17 protein-coding genes and 1 pseudogene are annotated in these 17,744 nt (G+C 69.0%); 4 read left to right on the forward strand and 14 right to left on the reverse strand.

What is annotated here, in order from left to right; all coding sequences use genetic code 11:
* Positions 1-52: 52 nt before the first annotated feature.
* Positions 53-1,144, reverse strand: coding sequence for a CU044_5270 family protein (locus tag ACFVV1_RS10350; protein ID WP_389987477.1), 1,092 nt, complete (start codon positions 1,142-1,144; stop codon positions 53-55).
* The gene (locus tag ACFVV1_RS10355) at positions 1,141-1,893 is read right to left on the reverse strand and encodes an RNA polymerase sigma factor (RefSeq protein WP_389987480.1); all 753 of its coding nucleotides are present in this window, start codon (positions 1,891-1,893) and stop codon (positions 1,141-1,143) included. Before ACFVV1_RS10355 ends, ACFVV1_RS10350 begins: the two co-directional genes overlap by 4 nt.
* A gap of 142 nt (positions 1,894-2,035) precedes the next feature.
* Between ACFVV1_RS10355 and ACFVV1_RS10360 the strand changes: the two genes are divergently transcribed.
* The gene (locus tag ACFVV1_RS10360; protein ID WP_389987483.1) at positions 2,036-3,601 is read left to right on the forward strand and encodes a serine protease; all 1,566 of its coding nucleotides are present in this window, start codon (positions 2,036-2,038) and stop codon (positions 3,599-3,601) included.
* A gap of 235 nt (positions 3,602-3,836) precedes the next feature.
* Here ACFVV1_RS10360 and ACFVV1_RS10365 read toward each other — a convergent pair whose 3' ends face one another.
* Together ACFVV1_RS10365 and ACFVV1_RS10370 are read right to left on the reverse strand one after the other, a co-directional pair.
* Positions 3,837-4,163 (reverse strand): hypothetical protein, encoded by a 327-nt coding sequence (locus tag ACFVV1_RS10365; protein ID WP_389987485.1) that lies wholly within the window; start codon positions 4,161-4,163, stop codon positions 3,837-3,839.
* Positions 4,160-4,447 (reverse strand): hypothetical protein, encoded by a 288-nt coding sequence (locus tag ACFVV1_RS10370; RefSeq protein ID WP_389987488.1) that lies wholly within the window; start codon positions 4,445-4,447, stop codon positions 4,160-4,162. The genes ACFVV1_RS10365 and ACFVV1_RS10370 overlap by 4 nt, the downstream gene beginning before the upstream one ends.
* 144 nt (positions 4,448-4,591) lie before the next feature.
* On the opposite strand from ACFVV1_RS10370, the gene ACFVV1_RS10375 reads away from it, so the two are divergent.
* Positions 4,592-5,431, forward strand: a complete 840-nt coding sequence (locus ACFVV1_RS10375; protein WP_389987491.1) for a Scr1 family TA system antitoxin-like transcriptional regulator — start codon at positions 4,592-4,594, stop codon at positions 5,429-5,431.
* Positions 5,403-5,627 carry a DUF397 domain-containing protein gene (locus tag ACFVV1_RS10380; protein WP_389987494.1) on the forward strand — a complete coding sequence of 75 codons (225 nt, stop codon included), beginning with the start codon at positions 5,403-5,405 and terminating at the stop codon, positions 5,625-5,627. Before ACFVV1_RS10375 ends, ACFVV1_RS10380 begins: the two co-directional genes overlap by 29 nt.
* A 382-nt stretch (positions 5,628-6,009) precedes the next feature.
* On the opposite strand, the gene ACFVV1_RS10385 is transcribed toward ACFVV1_RS10380, so the two are convergent.
* The 10 genes and pseudogenes from ACFVV1_RS10385 to ACFVV1_RS10430 all read right to left on the reverse strand — a co-directional run bounded on the left by ACFVV1_RS10385 (position 6,010) and on the right by ACFVV1_RS10430 (position 16,459).
* A complete protein-coding gene (locus ACFVV1_RS10385; protein WP_389987496.1) occupies positions 6,010-6,243 on the reverse strand; it encodes a hypothetical protein in 234 nt (77 codons plus the stop codon).
* 69 nt (positions 6,244-6,312) lie between these two features.
* Positions 6,313-6,701, reverse strand: a pseudogene (locus ACFVV1_RS10390) (hypothetical protein); the annotation flags it as partial.
* On the reverse strand, positions 6,650-6,982 hold the full coding sequence (locus ACFVV1_RS10395; protein WP_389987499.1) for a hypothetical protein: 333 nt from the start codon (positions 6,980-6,982) through the stop codon (positions 6,650-6,652). The gene ACFVV1_RS10395 and the pseudogene ACFVV1_RS10390, both read right to left, overlap by 52 nt.
* 12 nt (positions 6,983-6,994) lie before the next feature.
* Positions 6,995-11,653: a putative T7SS-secreted protein gene (locus ACFVV1_RS10400; protein ID WP_389987502.1), complete on the reverse strand. Its 4,659-nt coding sequence runs from the start codon at positions 11,651-11,653 to the stop codon at positions 6,995-6,997.
* Entirely contained in the window at positions 11,653-12,300 is a 648-nt protein-coding gene (locus tag ACFVV1_RS10405) for a hypothetical protein (RefSeq protein WP_389987505.1), read from the reverse strand. The genes ACFVV1_RS10400 and ACFVV1_RS10405 overlap by 1 nt, the downstream gene beginning before the upstream one ends.
* Positions 12,297-12,794 (reverse strand): SseB family protein, encoded by a 498-nt coding sequence (locus tag ACFVV1_RS10410; protein WP_389988243.1) that lies wholly within the window; start codon positions 12,792-12,794, stop codon positions 12,297-12,299. The genes ACFVV1_RS10405 and ACFVV1_RS10410 overlap by 4 nt, the downstream gene beginning before the upstream one ends.
* 387 nt (positions 12,795-13,181) lie before the next feature.
* Entirely contained in the window at positions 13,182-14,009 is an 828-nt protein-coding gene (locus ACFVV1_RS10415; protein WP_389987508.1) for a sugar phosphate isomerase/epimerase family protein, read from the reverse strand.
* Positions 14,006-15,154 carry a dihydrodipicolinate synthase family protein gene (locus ACFVV1_RS10420; RefSeq protein ID WP_389987511.1) on the reverse strand — a complete coding sequence of 383 codons (1,149 nt, stop codon included), beginning with the start codon at positions 15,152-15,154 and terminating at the stop codon, positions 14,006-14,008. Before ACFVV1_RS10420 ends, ACFVV1_RS10415 begins: the two co-directional genes overlap by 4 nt.
* Positions 15,151-15,273 (reverse strand): hypothetical protein, encoded by a 123-nt coding sequence (locus ACFVV1_RS10425; RefSeq protein WP_389987514.1) that lies wholly within the window; start codon positions 15,271-15,273, stop codon positions 15,151-15,153. Before ACFVV1_RS10425 ends, ACFVV1_RS10420 begins: the two co-directional genes overlap by 4 nt.
* 34 nt (positions 15,274-15,307) lie before the next feature.
* Positions 15,308-16,459, reverse strand: coding sequence for a Gfo/Idh/MocA family protein (locus ACFVV1_RS10430; protein WP_389987516.1), 1,152 nt, complete (start codon positions 16,457-16,459; stop codon positions 15,308-15,310).
* Positions 16,460-16,588: 129 nt separating this feature from the next.
* On the opposite strand from ACFVV1_RS10430, the gene ACFVV1_RS10435 reads away from it, so the two are divergent.
* The gene (locus tag ACFVV1_RS10435) at positions 16,589-17,671 is read left to right on the forward strand and encodes a LacI family DNA-binding transcriptional regulator (RefSeq protein ID WP_389987519.1); all 1,083 of its coding nucleotides are present in this window, start codon (positions 16,589-16,591) and stop codon (positions 17,669-17,671) included.
* Positions 17,672-17,744: the final 73 nt, after the last annotated feature.

A 17,744-nucleotide genomic window follows, 5' to 3' on the forward strand; every position in this document is an offset into this window, starting at 1 on the left:
CCCGGCCTCGAAGGCGCCTCGTTCACGGGGTGGAGGTGCCGGGGCAGCCGCGCTACGCCGTCGTCGGCACGGGCTTGTCGCCCGCCCGGTCGACCGCGGCCTTGGCGAGGACCGCCGAGGTGCCGACAACGGTTCCGGCCGGGCCTGCGTCACCGGCCTCGGTGAGGACCGTGCGCTCGCCGAGGAACGCGTACGTGGTCCGGTCGAAGACCCACTGCGTCTGCTGCCCGTGTGCCGTACGGGCGACGGCGACGCCCTCACGTCCCGAGGCGTCCGTGGCCGCACGGACCACCGTGACCCCGGGGATCTTCGCGGCGGCCTTGTAGAGCGCGGCGCCGACCTTCGGCGGCGCCCAGGTCTCGGCCAGCAGGTCACCGATCGCGGTGAATGCCCGCTGGTCCGCGCCCCGGCCTTCGCCGCGGGTCTCGTCCCGGATCAGTTTCAGCAGCGCGTCCGGGTCGGTGGGCAGCGACGCGACGTACTCGTGGGTCGGGTTGTCGATCGACGGGCCCCCGTCCAGGGTGCCCGGCCGGGGCGTCGCCCCCCGGCCGTCGAGGTGGCCGACCGGTCCGTCGGCGCCGAGCAGGGAATCGGGCTCGCCTTCCTCGCGCAGCAGGCCGGGACGGCTGCCGTCGGCGGCCAGCCAGACCTGCCGCGTGTGCGCGGGCGGCATGGTCACGGGGCCTCCCCAGGCGCTCTGCCCGGCGTAGGCGACCCTGCTCTCGATGTATACGAACTGGTCGGCGCGGACCGACGGTTGCTTCCCGTCGCCGGCGGCGAGCGCGATGCGGTCGAGGAGCTGTACCGCTTCGGGCACGCTCCGGGTGCGGCCGTCCGCGACAGCGCCGGAGCCACGTCCTGACGTGTCCGGGAGGTTCACCACCACGACGCCGCCGACCGCCAGGGCGCAGGCGACGGCCGGCACCATGACCCGGACCAGACGCCGGCGCGGGCGCGGGACCCGGCTGCCGAGACCGCCGGTGCTTTCGGCGGAGGTGGCCTTGCGCAACAGCGCCACCTTCAGCAGCCGTTCGCGGTCGGGGTCCAGGCCGGGGACCGGAGGCGGGGGCAGCAGAGCGGCGAGATCGAAGCGTTCGGCGTCCTCGGACCGGTGAGGTGTACGGCGCCGCGAGGTGATGTTCATCCGTGGTTCTCCTGGATCAACGGCCGGGCTGCGGAAAGGCGGCCCGGTACTGACTTGTCGGTGATGGCGGAGGGTCCCCTGCTCCCCGCCGCGGTCGGCCGTTCGGCTCCGGCCTGCGTGAACTGCGTGGCCTGTGTGTTCTGTTCGGCCTGCGGTGGCTGCGCGCCGTGCATACCTCGCGCGTCGTGTGCGCCTCGCGCGTCCTGCGAGCGTGCGGCGCGGGCCTCGGCGTCGGCGAGCTCGCGCAGTCGGGTACGGGCGCGGGACAGACGCGACCGCACGGTGCCGACCGGAACGCCGAGCGCCTCGGCCGCGGCCGCGTAGTCCAGGCCGGCCCACACCACGAGGGTGAAGACCTCCCGGTCACGGGACCGCAGGCGGGCGAGCGCGGTGTGCGCGGCGCGCAACTGCTCGGCATCCGCGAGGTTCGTGACGAGATCGTCCACGAAGTCCGGAATCGAGCCGCGTTCCGGAACACGGGCGAGCGCGATCTCGCGGAGCCGCCGCGAGCGTGCGTTGCGGCGCATGATGTTGGTGGCGATTCCCAGCAGCCACGGGCGCAGACCGTCCCCGTCGGGGCGCAGCTTCTCCCGGCTGCGCCATGCCTCCAGGAAAGTCGTCGAGACGACGTCCTCGGCCTCCGCCCAGTTGCCCGTCACCCGCAGGGCATAGCGGTACAGCACCTGGGCGTGCTCGTCGTACAGCTCTCCCAGGGCGTCGCGGTCTCCGCGGCGGAAGCGATTCCTCATGAGTGATTCCACACTCTGCTCTGCCGCGCCCGTTGCGCCGGTTCCGGTGACGTGCGCCACACCCTGCCGCCCCGGCCCCGGTGCCACATCCGCTGTGACGCGGCTCACGGGAACGCCGGCGCCCCACGACGCAGTGCAGATCATGAACAGTTCTTCCGCACCCCGCCGCAACGTCCTGCGGACGCTGGCTCTCGCCGTCGCCCTGGTCGGCAGCGCGACGCCCGTATGGGACACCGCCGCCATCGCCGCGGAGCCGGCGACGTACGCCCTCACGATCACCCACCTCGACCGCACGGGCCACAAGACCGGGGACTACGAGACCAACGTCACCGGGATCTCCGGCCCGGGTGCCGACGAGGCCGTCCATCCGTACGACGCCTCCGGCACGACCACCGTGCGTCTGCCCAAGGGCCGGTACCTCCTGGACAGTTCGCTGACCAGCGGCAACAGGGCGGACGGCACGGACTGGATCGTCCAGCCGCGCCTGGACCTGAACCGCGACACGACCATCACCGTCGACGCGCGGACCACCGCCCCCGTGGACGTACGGCCGCCCGACAGCTCCGCGGGCTTCCTGCACAGCGCGATGTTCGTCGAGGTCACGCACGACGGCACCACCCGCATGGCCAACATCATCAACTCCACGCCGACCCTGCGCGTCGCCCACCTGGGCCCCGACACCGAAGCCGGATCGGTGAAGCAGTGGTTCGACGCGTACTGGAAGACCGGGACCGCCGGCTACGCGCTCGGCCAGACCTTCACCGGCACCCGCGCCCTGACCGGGCTCACCCGGCAGTACTCCGCGCAGGAACTGGCCACCCTGCAGATCCGCGGCGCGGCCCTGCCGGGCACCACAGGGACCGCGTCCTTCGACCTGCAACCGACCGCCGGACCGACCGCCGGCGTCTCCGAAACCCTGGCGACCCCCGGCACCGCCACCTTCCTCGTCACGCCCCAGCGCGGCACCTGGGACGTCAGCTACGCGCCCGCCAGTGGTCCCGGCGCGGCGTCGACCCGCTACTTCGCCGACCGCATCGCGGTGCGCGCCGGGACCACGACCACGCACACCTTCGACAACGCCGTCTTCGGCCCCGACCTCACCGGCCGCCCCGGCGTCGAACGCGACGGCGACAAGATCACCGTCAACGTCCCGATGCTCGCCGACAGTGACGGCCACGTACCGTCGTCACCGTCCTTCGACACGGCCTCGACCACCCTGCACCGCAACGGCGTGCTCGTCGGCACCCGGTCCGGCACCCCCGGACGAGCCGAGTTCACCGCGCCGTCGGCACCGGCCGCATACCGCATGACCAGCACCGTGAACCGCAAGGGTGCGGCCGGCAACGCCACCCGCGTGACCGCGTCATGGACCTTCAACTCGGGCACGACGACCGGTCCGACCCCGACGCCGGTGAGCGTCGTCCGCTTCTCGCCCGAGCTCAGCCCGACCGGCACTGCGGCGGCGAACACGGCACTGCGTGTCCCGGTCACCGTGCAGGGTGCCGCCGCGAACGGACACACGCGCTCGTTGACGGTCTCGGTGTCCACCAACGGCGGCGCCTCGTGGACCCGGGTCCCCGTCGACCGCGGCGCGGTCACGATCTCCAACCCGAAGGCGGGCACCGGCGTCTCCCTGCGCGCGGAGCTGACCGATATCGACGGGAACACCCTCACCCAGACCGTCATCGACGCCTACCGCACACAGTGACCGCGTAGATCCGGGCGGATGTCCGGGCGGATGTCCGGGCGGATGTCCGGGCGGATGTCCGGGCGGATGTCCGGGCAGATGTCCGGGCAGATGCCCGGCGGCGGCACCGGGCCGTGACATCACCTCCGCCGGGCAGGACGGACTCAAGGGCCGCTACGAGGCCGTCGTCTCGTAGCGGCCCTCCACGCGTGGCCGCAACCGGCACCATCCACATGCCCATATGCGCACCCTTCTTCTACGGACCGCCTGCCTCCGGCCCCCGCCGGGTAGCTTGCCCCAGCCGTGCGCCGCGGCTCTCCGCGACCCGTTTCACATCACGCAGCGACTCCGTCAGCCTGGAGGCCAGAAAGTGCAGTTCACTTCCGGTCACCCGCCGGTCCGCCAGGAGGTCGGCGGCGTGGCCGAGGAGATCGTCCGCCATGCCGAGCTGAACGCTCTCGATGCCGTCGGCCAGCCGTGATACGTAGCCGGCGCAGTCCCCCAGGACGTAGCACGGCTTTCCCTCCGCCCCCGCCCAGGGCAACAGCCGTGCGGTGCCGGGCTCATCCGTCCGCCCGGTCATGCGACGGCCCTCGCCGCCCGGCGCACGTAGCGCACCTCATCGTCCACACCGCGCACGGCGATCCACAGCGTGCGCCGCCGACGCTGCGCCTCGGCCACCCGCCGTTCGTGCGCCACGAGATACGGACGCACCAGCAGGCCGTCCTCCCCGCGCAGCGGAGGCTCACCGGTACGGCGGACGGTGGGGCCGGCCACGTATACGCAGGAGTACGGATGGACGATGCCGGAAGCCGGACACACCAGCCGCACCAGCGACTCGGTGAACCGGCGGACGAGATCCTTCATGTCGGCGTGCTCTCCCTCTCGATGACTCACCCACGAACGGATGCGTTCTGTGGCGAACTCATCACAGAGTGGGGTCGGGCGTGGCTACGCTGCCAGGGGTTCGGGCTTGACAGCCCGCCGGTCAGACAAGGGAGCTGGGGCTGGATGGCGTTGAACCATAAGCCGCGCACGCCGAGGGAGAAGTACGGGGAGGAGCTGAGGCTGCGACGAACGGCGGCGGGACTGACCCAGGAGGCCCTGGGCGAACAGGTGGTGTGCTCGCCGACGCTGATCAGCCACTACGAGGCGGGGAGGCGGCTGCCGAAGCCGGATGACGCGCATCGCCTCGATGTCGCGTTGAAGACCGACGGCTTCTTCGTCCGTTGGTTGGGCGACTTGGATTCGAAGTTCGCCCGGTACTTCGCGGTGGCTGCCGAGTTGGAGCGTGAGGCTACGGAGATCCGCCAGCACGCCGCGTCCCTCATCCCTGGCCTGCTCCAGACGGAGGCGTACGCCCGTTCCGTGTTCCAGGCATATCGCCCCAACTACTGCACGGAGGAACTTGACGAGTTCGTTGTCAACCGCATGGAGCGCGGCCGACTACTCACCAAGTCATCGACTCCAGTTGCTTGGACACTGCTCGACGAGGCGGCACTTAGGCGCTGCGTCGGCGGGCCGCGCGTCATGGCGGAACAACTGCACAAAGTGGCAGGCATGGCCGAGTCCGGTCGTCTGCGTCTGCACGTGCTGACTTTTGCATCGGGAGCACACGCACTCCTGGAGAGCATGGTCTACCTGTTGAACTTCGCGGATGCCGCGCCGGTCGCATACGTCGAGGGTCTTCAAACCGGACATCTGATGGACGATCCGGCCCTGGTTGAGGCATGCCAGACGGCCTACACTCTCGCCCTGGGGGACGCGGCCCCGCACCGGGAGTCAGTGGTCCTCGTCAGAGCCATCGCGGAGGAGCACGAACATGCACAGCACCGAGCCCACCATCGCTGACGCCAGGACGCTGACCGGGTGGCGCAAGTCGAGCTACAGCGGAGGCGGCAACGGAGAGTGTCTTGAGGTCGCCGATGGCTACGTCGCCGTCCCCGTCCGCGACAGCAAGACCCCGCGCGGCCCCGCGCTCGTCTTCTCCGCCGACGGCTGGTCGTCGTTCGTCTCGGCGGTCAAGGACCGTCGCATCGGCGCCTGAGCCGCCGCGGTACCCCGAGCTCCGCAACCACCCCCTTCCCGGCCCGGTTACGGGGCTCGTCCCGTACGCACAAGGAGCATCCGCAGCGTGGGCGCGCCATGCATCCGACGTCTTACCCCGTAGGCCTTCCTCACGCCGCCGTGGAGACAGAGGCCCCTTGATGTGACACACCTGATATCCGCTCCAGCACAACTGCCGGTGCGCACAGAGCACTGCCTCTCCTGCCGCCTGGCCCTGCTCCACGAGCGGCTCACGAGCAGAGCGACGTTTCGGCGATAGACACTGAGTGTGTTCGAACCTGGGGCGGATGTGGTCAGGCCACGTCCTGGAGCCGTGCAGTGGGACCGACGGCGCCCTGGCATGCTGATGACCTAGGACGGGATCAGAGTTCAGGTGTCACCTCCCCGAGCCGGATCTCCCGCAGCTGTGAGATGTGGTCAAGGCTGACATGGCCGGTCGACATCAATTCGAGGATGGCATGGAGCTCGGCCTCCAGGGCCGAGCTCTCCTTCTCGGAGGCCGCAGCCGCCGACAGCAGCGTTGCCAACGCGGAAGCCTGAGCAGGTGAATAGGTGCTCAACCGATCGGCGACTTCGTCGGCCGCGCGTTCACGCACCCCGATGCTGCATCCAGGACCTTGCGCGCCATGTTGATAAATTCACGGGATTCCATGCGCTCAACCTATTGCGGCGGTGATGCGTTCTCTCTGAGCCAGGGACTGCAGGCCCTTGTGGTCCCAGGTGAGGGTGACCGGGTGGGGCAGCACGGTGGACGTGGTGGTCTGCTCGCACAAGGTCGTTTCGTCCCAGGTGAACACCACCCGTTCGACGACGGTTTCTCCGTCCTCCGCCAGGTGTCCGGTTTGCGGGACAGACGGGTCTTCTGCCGGAGGGTGATGCGGTCGAGGGCGCCGTGTTCGTAGCGGATGTTGCCCGCGCGATTGATGGTCGTGCCTGTGTACTCACGTGTGCCGAGCGCTTCCTGACCGGGGTGCGAGGCCGGCCAGGATGCCTCGCATCGGATCAGTTCTCCAATTGCGTCGCTCGCGCTCTCAGTCCTTCTGCGATTCCATCCCAGTCGGGACCAAAAGAGAACAGGTCGGCTGCCGCTTCGCGTAGCAGTTCGGGATCGTCTGGGCGCTGCAAGCATACAAGTCTGTAAGCGAGATTGCGGGCCCAAACCGGCATCGCCATCCAATCCTCCGCCAGCACGTTATGCACAGCAGCAAGAATATCCTCTGGTTTGGCGAATGTGATTTTCTCGATGAAATCTCGCACTAGATCAGGGATCTTTTGGGCGTTTTCCTCGTACGTCGATTCAATCAAATCCCGGGTCAATCGAGTCAGGTCAGACATGAGCCTTTTTCTTTAGGGGTTGAGCCAGTATGTAACCACACGGTACACGTCATCGGGCGTCTGGGAGACGCGATATCCAATACTGTGTCCTTCTATTCGCATCTCCCCGTCCAACGGTCCGGTGAACCCGGGGCCAACGCGGGGTACGGTTCCTCCATTTTCTATGTGGTCGTACACAGAGTTAACGATTCCCTGCTCGATCTGGTCGGGCGTAAGACCAGTGGTTCGCAGGTCGTTCGGAACTCCATCGCGCCCTGTATGGACGCGATCAAATCCATGGCCGGTATTGAACTGCCACTCATCGTTGCCAACCGTGGCCGAACGCTTGAGGTCCTGACCTTCGCCCTTCGACTTGCCATAAGCAATTTTCTTACACTCTGATGGCATCAGACCCAGAGGGTCACAAATGGTGTGAGGGTTAATGACGTATGCCGAAGAATTTGGGGCGGCACCTAGCCCCAGAGGGTCTGGTGAGGCGTATCTTCCTACACCTGGTTCGTAATAGCGGTGAAGATTGTAGTAAAGCTCGGTTTCGAAGTCGTGATATTGACCAGGGAAGCGGAGCGGTGTGTGAGCGGTGCTTTTTTTCGTCCACGTAGTGGAGCCCCAGAGTGTGGCGCGGCTATGCCAGACAAGGGTTCCTTCCTCGTCAACGAGTTGGGTTGGGGCACCGATCAGGTCCGTGATGATGCCGAAAAAGCGCGAGTCAATCTCATGTTGACCCGCTTCAGCAGCGGTTATTCGTTCGGTTTGGGTGAGGAGCTTGAGCCCCTGGTGGTTCCAGGTGAGGGTGACGGCGTTGGGCATGTCCTCGGCGTGCGTGGTTTGTTCGCAGAGGGTGGTGCCGTCCCAGGTGAAATCGACTTGTTCGGCGACGGTCTCGCCGTCGACAGCCAGTCGCTGCTTGTCGATTCGGCGGGCCAGTGGATCGTAGTGGTAGCGCCAGAGGGTGCCGTCCGGGGTGATGACCGAGGTGAGGCGGTCTTCGGCGTCCCAGGTGTAGCGCCAGGTATCCGGCTTGCGGGACAGACGGGTCTTCTGGCGCAGGGTGATGCGCCCGGCGGCGTCGTGTTCGTAGCGGATCGCGCCGGCGCGGGTGATGCGGGTGCCCTCGTACGTGCGCAATCCCCTTGCCTCGGCTCCTGGGTGGGCGTCGGGCCAGCTGGCGTCGGTCTGGTTGCCGGCGGCGTCGTAGGCGTAGGACTCCGACCAGGTGGCGGCACGGACGGAGGTTACGCGGCCGGTGGGGTCGAGGCCGTAGTGGCGGGTACCGCCGAGGTGGTCGTCGATGCGAGTGACGTAGCCGTCGGGGCGGTAGGTGTACGCGCGATGTTGAATCAGACGGTCGACGGGACCGTTGACGGTCTGGGCGGTGAGGCGGCCGACGGTGTCGTAGGCGTTGGTGAAGGTCACCTCGCCCAGGCGGCGGCAGGCTTCGCGACCGGCCGCGTCGTAAGCGAACGTGAGGGTGTGGCCGTGGGTGGTGAGGGCCGTCGGGTTGCCCAATACGTCGTACGCCCACGTGCTTTCCGTGCCGGTGGGTGTCGTCCGGATCGTGCGGCGCCCCAGCTCGTCGTAGCTGTGCCTGAGTGTACGGCCGTTGACGGCTTCCGAGATGAGTCGGCTCTGCCGGTCGCGCAGCAGCATCAGGGTCGCGTCGTCGTTTGTGGCCTGGGCCAGCTGGTCGGTGAAGTCGTACTCGTACGTCGTCGCCTTGCCGTCGGCATTCTTGCGGAGAACCTGGCCGAGTTCGTTGCGCTCGAAGGTGATCGTCTGGCCGAGGGGGTTGGTGCGGGAGGCCAGGCGGCGGGCGTTGTCGTGGGTGTAGAGCTGGACGCGGTCGTCGAAGTCGGTCTCGCGGATCAGGCGGCCGGCGGCGTCGTATTCATACGTCCAGGTCAAGTCCTGGGGGTTGGTGACCTGAGTGAGGCGAAGGGTGGCGTCGTGCTCGAACCCGTAGCGAACGCCGTCGGGGCCGGTGCGGGCGGTCAACAGGTCGAAGTGGGTGTAGTCGAAGCGGGTGACGCCGCCGATCCGGTCGGTGTGGGTGGTGCAGTTGCCTTCGCCGTCGTACGTCCAGAACTGTTCGCTGCCGTCGGCATCGATGCGGTGGGCGAGCTTCCCCTCCGTGGTCCAGGCGAACCGGGTGATGGCTCCCAGGGCGTCGGCTACCGAGGCCGGGCGGCCGTAGGGGTCGTGCTCGTAGCGCGTCGTTGCGCCCTGCGGGTCGCTGATCTCGGCGGGCAGGCCAGACATGTCGCACCGCACCGTGGAGCAGTGTCCAAGTGCATCCACAACGGATACGAGGTGTCCGGTCTCGTCGTACGTGTAGGTCGTTGTCGCGCCGGAGGCGTCGGTGACCGACGTGCGGTTGCCCCGCTCGTCATACGTCTGTCGAGTGACCGTCCCGTCCGCGCCCTTGACCCGCACCGGCAGGCCGAGGGCGTTGTATTCGGCGGTCAGTTCCCGACCGTCCGGGCGGACCACCGAGGTGAGGCGGCCGTCCTCGTCGTATGTGGAGCGGGTGATGTGTCCGAGCGGGTCGGTAACGGACAGGAGCCGGTGGTAGCGGTCGTGCTCGAAGCGGGTGACCGCGCCCAGTGGGTCGATCTCGGCGATGACCTGGGAGCGGTCGTTGATCACATATCGCGTGGTGTGGCCGAGGCCGTCGGTCATGGACGTCATGTGCAGGCCGGTGGTGGGGTCGGTGTCGTCCCAGGTGAAGTGGGCTTCGAGGTGTCCGTTGGTTCCTGTCTGGTACACGCAGCGGTCGTGTTCGTCGTAGACGTACTCGTACCGGCTGCCGTTGGTGTCCGTCCACGAGGTGATGCGGCCGAGTTCGTCGCAGCCGAAGCGCAGGGGCTTGCCTGAGGAGTTGGTGACTTCGGTGAGGTGGCCGTCGGTGTAGCCGTAGCGGAGGATCTCCTGGTCGGTGCCGTCCGGTGCGGCGCCTGCCAGGTGCAGTGCGGTAACCCTGCCCTCGTTCGTGGTGAGTTTCAGGTGGTAGCCGCCGTGGTGCACGATCGACGTCGGGGCACCCGTCTCGTCGTACTCGAAGGTGATCCAGCGGCCGTTGCGGTCGTCGATCTGGGCCAGGAGCGCCAGTTCTCCGTCGGGGTGGTCGACGAAGTGCCGGACCAGGCCGGTTTCCGGGTCGGTGACGGTGTAGCCGTCGTCCACCCGGTCAAGCGGCCAGCGCCGACCATGCGTGGGCATGACGGGAACTCCGGGCGCGGGATGCGGGTAGGCCAGCCGGCTGCCCTCGGCGCAGCTGAACACCACGCCTTCCGCGTCGATCTCGAGGCGCTGGTCGACCGTGCTCGACCAGCCGGTACCGAACCAGCGGCCGGCTCGGTACGAGGAGTCGAAGACGCGCTCGAAGACAAGGGGCAGCGATCCCGGTAGCGCGATGTCCGTCTGCGGGAGCAGCATGCGCCCGGTCGCGACGTCGACGGGGTCTCCGGCGCACTTGACCTCGCTGCACTTCTTGGCGTTGGAGTCGGGGGCCTTCTCGTGTCCGTGCCGGTTCTTGCCCTTGGGGTGTTTGAGGAGGTCCTTCATCCCGGCCCGCAGGCCGCCCCTGATCAGACCGCCGCCCTTGGTGCCGGCCAGTTCGGGTAGCAGTCGGCCGAAGAATTCGGAGGGGTCGCCCTTGGCGGCGTCCCAGGCGTTCTTGAGGGCGCGGTCGGGGTTGGCGGCGGTGGAGACGAGGCCGGCGAGCGTCATGTTGACGCCCTTGTAGTACTCGGCGGGGTGCGTCAGGTTGTACGGGTCTTGCGGGTTGACCGAGCGGACGAAATTCAGCAGTCCCGCGGTGCCCTTGATGATTCCGCCGCCGAAGTGGGCCAGCTCGATGCCCCGGCCGACCCCGTAGTCGAAGAACTCCTGCTTGGCGCGGTCCAGGCCGGTGGGTTCCTTCGGGGCGTGTGCCATCGCCGCGGTGACTGCGCCTTTGGCGGCTTCGGCGGCTTCGTTGCGCGCACGCCGGGCGTTCTCCAGCATCTCCTGAGCATGCTGTCGTTTGGCCACGCTCGGATCGGAGAACGTTCCCGGATGCGGGAGCGGATGATCGGTGGTGCGGACCGCGTTGTACGCCGCCGCCTCCTCCCGGAACGCGGCAGCAGCCCTCTCGTAGTCCTGCTTGCCCTCCTTGTAGAGGGCGATCGCCTCACCGGCCTTGGCCTGCGCGCTCGTGACCGTCCCGGCATACGTCTCCAGCGCCTTGGCCGCGTCCTCGAACGCATCCGCCGCACGCAGCCAGTCGGTCGGCAGGGTCTCGAACTTCGCCCGGAAGGCATCGGCGGCCTCACCCTTCCAGTGACCGGAGTCGAGCTTCTTCATCCCGCCGCCGACGAGATCGAACGCCTTCTGGAAGTCCCGGAGGTTCTTCACCGTGGCGGCGATCTTCTCCGGCCTGCCGTGGATCAGCTCGTTCGCTTCCTCGCTCTGCCCGAGCTGCTGCTCCCCGACCTCCGCCCCGAGCGAGGACGCGGTTTCGTCGCCCCAGTCCTCGACCGCGTCCGCCCACTCGTCAGCGCCGAGCTTCTCCAGACCGGAGCCGACGAAATCGGTGCCCTTGTCGATCCCCTCGCCGACGATCTCCTTGCCCTTGTCGACGAGCTTGCCGGCACCGTCGTAGAGATCTCCGCCGAGCTTCCCCCAGCCCACCATCAGCGGCTCTCCCCCCACCGCGGCTGCTCGGCCTGACGAATCGTCTCCTGCGACGGATCAAGCTGCTCCTTGAGCCGTTCATCCGCCGCTGCCCGCACCTCCGGGTCGACCAGCCCGTTGCGTTCCATGGAGTCGAGCGCGGCGTCCTCCACGTCGTAGGCGGTGTTCTGCCAGTTCTGCTTCACCTCTTCATTCGCCTTCAGCATCGACTCCCCGCTCCAGTCCGGGTTGTCGTACGCAGACTGCTTACTGATCGTGTCCCAGCTCATCGTCTTGACCTCGTCCTCGGACAGGTGCGGATTCCCGTTCAGGGAGTTCACCCCGACCTTGAACGAGTCCTTGATGTACTGCTCCTGCTCCGCAAAGGAACCCGCCGACAATCCGACCCCGAGCGCGAAACCATTCCCCTTCTGCGTCAGCGCCCGCACACCCCACTCCCAGCGGTTGCAGAACGTCTCGAACTCCGACGTCAGCCCGCCGTGCCCCAACTCCAGCCCCGACAAAGCAAGATCCGAAAAGCCCCGGCCCGTCGACGCCTGGCCGATGAACCCGAGATCCTTCAACTCCGCATGCGCCAGATCGATCCCCTTCGCGATCGCCGCCAACGCCTCAGGCGGCACCTGGAGATCAGAACTCTCCCCGCTCACTGCATCACCCCGAGATCCACCGCAACCGCATCCGGCACGATGCCCGCCACCGGCGGAAACAACATCCCGTCCTCACTGCCCGCATCCAGCGCCACCCCCGCCGGCCCCGGCAACAACGGCACCATCACATCCAACAACCGCGCACCCAACACCGCCTGATACGTCCACTCCCGCCCGGCATCCCCCCGAGCCCGCGCGAACCGGGCCAGTGCCGCCTCGTCCGAGAACGCACAGATCCAGCGCACCCCGTTCTGCTCCGCCGACCACAGATCCCCGGCCTCATCCAGCGGCACCAGCACCGCCGTACGCCGGAATTCACCCAGCAACACAGCAAACTCATGCCGGGCCACCGCTGTCGGATCACGTTCCGGCGTCTTGGCAGGGGTTGGTTCCGGTGCCTCACGCGGTGCCGGCAGCGGCTCGGGAACAGGCCAATCGGCCAAGTCGGCGATCTTCGAACGCCGGACAGGCTCTGCTATGTCATCCCCGCTCATGCCATCCCCGTTATCGAACACGCGCCGAATGCTGTCACGGCACGCTTTCCGAGAGCAACGAACAAAACTGGCCAGCCGGACACGGTCCGGACTGACACCGACGCCGCATGTTCGCGAGTGAGGCTCTGGAGTTGTCCACAAAACCGAGTAGGCGCTCGCAGGGCCTGCCCTCCGAGGTGGCGTTGGCCGACGACGGTGGGCGGAGCCGGCGCAACGAAACGGGGCCCGGTCAGAAGACCGGACCCCCCTCGCTATCCCCCTCCGTCAGGGCTTCCCGATTCCCCCCGGATCCCTCCCCGGAAGCGCCCGACGAGAGATACGACTCAACAGGGTGCCGAACGGTTGCACGCCTTGACGATCTCTTTACCCTGGCGGCAAAAAGCTTTCTCAGCAGGCGTGTTCGGCGTAGCGGGCCGCGACCTCCGCGAGGGCTTCGGCGCCGTCGCGGGCCCAGAGGGCCTCGTTGAAGATCTCCACCTCGAGGGGGCCGTCGAAGCCGGTGGCCTCGACCTGTGAGCGGAACGCGCGGAAGTCCACGGCTCCGTCGCCGAGTTGGCCCCGGCCGAGCAGGACTCCGGCCGGAAGTGGGGTGATCCAGTCCGCCAGTTGGAAGGAGTGGATACGGCCGGCCGCGCCCGCGCGGGCGATCTGGGCGGGCGCCTGGTCGTCCCACCAGATGTGGTACGTGTCGACGACCACCCCGACCTGGTCGGCGGGGAAGCGCTCCGCGATGTCCAGGGCCTGGGAGAGCGTGGAGACGACGCAGCGGTCCGAGGCGAACATCGGGTGCAGCGCTTCGATCGCGAGACGTACGCCGCGCTCGGCCGCGTACGGCGCGAGTTGCCCCAGGGCGTCCGCGATGCGCTCGCGGGCGCCGTGCAGGTCCTTGCTGCCCGCCGGGAGGCCGCCGGAGACGAGGACCAGGGTGTCGGTGGACAGGGCCGCCGCCTCGTCGATCGCGGCGCGGTTGTCGTCCAGGGCGCGGGCCCGTTCCGCCGGGTCGAGTGCGGTGAAGAAGCCGCCCCGGCAGAGGCTGGTGACGGACAGGCCGGAGTCGGACAGCAGTTGAGCGGTGCGCTCGATGCCGTACTCCTGGACGGGGGCCCGCCACAGGCCGACCTTGTCGATGCCCGCCTTGACGCAGCCCTCGGCCAGCTGGGGCAGCGACCACTGCTTGATGGTCTCTTGGTTGATGGAGAGACGGCCGTCGCTCATCGGGTGCCTCCGTTGACCGTGAGCAGGGCGCGCATCCGGGATTCGGCCAGCTCCGGGTCGGGGAACAGGCCCAGCCGGTCCGCGAGTTCGTACGCCTTCGCCAGGTGCGGCAGCGAGCGGGCGGACTGGAGGCCGCCGACCATCGTGAAGTGGTCCTGGTGGCCGGCCAGCCAGGCGAGGAACACCACGCCCGTCTTGTAGAAGCGGGTCGGGGCCCGGAAGAGGTGGCGGGCCAGCTCGACCGTCGGGTCGAGGAGGTCCCGGAAGCCCTGGACGTCCCCGGTGTCCAGGACCCGTACCGCGTGCGCGGCCAGCGGGCCGAGCGGGTCGAAGATGCCGAGCAGGGCGTGGCTGAAGCCCCGGTCGTCGCCCGCGATCAGCTCGGGGTAGTTGAAGTCGTCGCCGGTGTAGCAGCGGACCCCGCCGGGCAGGCGGCGGCGTACGTCGATCTCGCGCCCGGCGTCCAGGAGCGAGATCTTGATCCCGTCGACCTTGTCCGGGTGCTCGGCGATGACCTTCAGGAACGTGTCGGTGGCGGCGTCGAGGTCCGGGGAGCCCCAGTAGCCCTCCAGCGCCGGGTCGAACATCGGGCCGAGCCAGTGCAGGACGACCGGTTCGGTGGCCTGGCGCAGCAGGTGTGCGTACGTCTCCAGGTAGTCCTCGGGGCCGTTCGCCGCGGCGGCGAGGGCGCGGGAGGCCATCAGGATGGCCTGGGCGCCGCTCTCCTCGACCAGGGCGAGCTGCTCCTCGTACGCGGACCGTACCTGCGCGAGCGTGGCGGGCCCGGCGGGCAGCTGGTCGGTGCCGACGCCGCACGCGATCCGGCCGCCGACCGCCTTCGCCTCGGCGGCGGAGCGGCGGATCAGTTCGGCCGCGCCGGCCCAGTCGAGGCCCATGCCGCGCTGGGCGGTGTCCATGGCCTCCGCGACGCCGAGTCCGTGCGACCAGAGGTGGCGGCGGAAGGCGAGGGTGGCGTCCCAGTCGACGGCCACGGGGTCGTCGGGGCTGATGTCGGCGTACGGGTCGGCGACCACGTGGGCGGCGGAGAAGACCGTACGGGAGGCGAGCGGTGCCCCGCCGGGGGCGGCGAGGTCGAGTGGGGTGGTGCGGGGCTCGTACGGGCCCTGCGGGAGGTGGATGGTCACGGGATCAACTCCGATGCGCCGTGCGTGGGGTGGATCGACACGGGGCCGACTCCGGCGCCGTACGCGGGGTGGATCGACACGGGACCAACTCCGGCGCCGTACGCGGGATGGATCGTCACGGGATCAGCTCCGATGTGCCGTACGTGCGGATCGTCACAGCGTCAGCTCCGGTACGTCGAAGCGGCGGCCCTGGGCGGAGGACTTCAGGCCCAGCTCGGCGAGCTGGACACCGCGGGCACCCGCCATCAGGTCCCAGGTGTACGGCTCGTCGAGCACGATGTGGCGCAGGAAGAGCTCCCACTGGGCCTTGAAACCGTTGTCGAAGACGGCGTTGTCCGGGACTTCCTGCCACTGGTCGCGGAACGGCTCGGTGACCGGGAGGTCGGGGTTCCAGACCGGCTTGGGGGTGGCCGAGCGGTGCTGGACGCGGCAGTTGCGAAGACCCGCGACGGCGGAGCCGTGCGTGCCGTCGACCTGGAACTCGACGAGTTCGTCGCGGTTGACGCGGACCGTCCAGGAGGAGTTGATCTGGGCGACGGCGCCGCTCTCCAGCTGGAAGATCCCGTACGCGGCGTCGTCGGCGGTGGCGGCGTACGGCTTGCCCTGCTCGTCCCAGCGCTGCGGGATGTGCGTCTGGACGTGCGCCTGGACGGTGGCGACCCGGCCGAACAGCTCGTGGAGCACGTACTCCCAGTGCGGGAACATGTCGACGACGATGCCGCCGCCGTCCTCGGCCCGGTAGTTCCAGGACGGACGCTGGGCCTCCTGCCAGTCCCCCTCGAAGACCCAGTAGCCGAACTCGCCGCGCACGGAGAGGATCTCGCCGAAGAAGCCGCCGTCGATGAGGCGCTTCAGCTTCAGCAGACCCGGCAGGAAGATCTTGTCCTGGACGACGCCGTGCTTGATCCCGGCGCCGCGGGCCAGCCGGGCCAGCTCCAGGGCGCCGTCGACGTCCGTGGCGGTGGGCTTCTCGGTGTAGACGTGCTTGCCCGCGGCGATCGCCTTCTTGATCGCCTCGACGCGGGCCGAGGTGACCTGGGCGTCGAAGTAGATGTCGATGGTCTCGTCCGCGAGGACCGCGTCGAGGTCGGTCGACCACTCGGTCAGGCCGTGCCGCGCGGCGAGCTCCTCCAGCGCGTGGGCGCGGCGGCCGACGAGGACCGGCTCGGGCCACAGCACGTCGCCGTCGCCGAGATCGAGGCCGCCCTGCTCCCGGATCGCGAGGATCGAGCGCACCAGGTGCTGCCGGTACCCCATGCGACCCGTGACGCCGTTCATGGCGATGCGCACTGTCCTGCGTGTCACGAAGTTCCCTCCATACAGCTTTAGCAAGCGCTTTCTATGCCGTATGACGCTAGCCTGCCGACAGCGGCCCGGACAAGAGGGGGCGCGCCGATAACTCCTCTCACTCCTCATCACCCTCGGAGGAAAGCGATGACAGTCACCCTGGCGGACGTGGCGGCTCGCGCCCGGGTGTCCCCGGCCACCGTCTCCCGCGTGCTGAACGGCAACTACCCGGTGGCCGCGTCCACCCGGGAACGGGTCCTGCGCGCGGTGGACGACCTCGACTACGTGCTCAACGGACCGGCCAGCTCGCTCGCGGCCGCCACGTCCGACCTGGTCGGCATCCTGGTCAACGACATCGCCGACCCGTTCTTCGGGATCATGGCGGGCGCGGCGCAGACGGAGATCGGCGGTCCGCGTGACGGCTCCGGGCGGGCCGGCGGCGAGAAGCTCGCCGTCATCTGCAACACCGGCGGCTCCCCCGAGCGCGAACTGACCTATCTCACCCTGCTCCAGCGCCAGCGGGCCGCCGCTGTCGTCCTCACCGGCGGCGCGGTGGAGGACCCGGCGCATCAGGCGGCGATCTCCGCCAAGCTGGCGAAGCTCGCGGACGCGGGCACCCGGGTGGTGCTGTGCGGGCGGCCCCCGCTGCCGGACAGCGAGGCGATCGTGGCCGCGCTCGCCTTCGACAACCGCGGCGGCGGGCGTCGGCTCACCGAGCATCTGCTGTCGCTGGGCCACCGGCGGATCGGCTATGTCGCGGGCCCGTTGGAGCGGACGACGACCCGCCACCGGCTCGAAGGCCACCGCGACGCGATGAGGGCGGCGGGACTCGGCGACGAGGCGGGCGCCGGGGAGCAGGAACGCCTCACCGTCCACGGCCCCTACGACCGCCGCTCCGGCTACGACGCCACCCTCGAACTCCTGCGCCGCGAACCGGAGGTGACGGCGATCGTCGCCGCCAACGACACCGTGGCCCTGGGAGCGGGCGCGGCGATCCGGGACCGCGGTCTGCGCATCCCCGAGGACGTCTCGGTGGCGGGCTTCGACGATCTGCCGTTCTCGGTGGACGCGGTCCCGGCACTGACGACCGTACGCCTGCCGCTCTTCGAGGCGGGGGCCCGGGCGGGGCGGCTGGCGATGGGCAAGGAGGCCCCGCCGCCGGGAGGCATCGCGACGATCCCGGCGGAGCTGATGGTGCGGGGGTCGACGGCGCCGCCGCGGGTGGGCTGAGGGTGTGGCCCCGGGCCGGGCTACCCACCACGCGTACCCCGGGCCCATGATGTGCCGGCCGCTGTCCGGTGCG

The organism is Streptomyces sp. NPDC058092 (assembly GCF_042884935.1).
GTDB lineage: Bacteria > Actinomycetota > Actinomycetes > Streptomycetales > Streptomycetaceae > Streptomyces.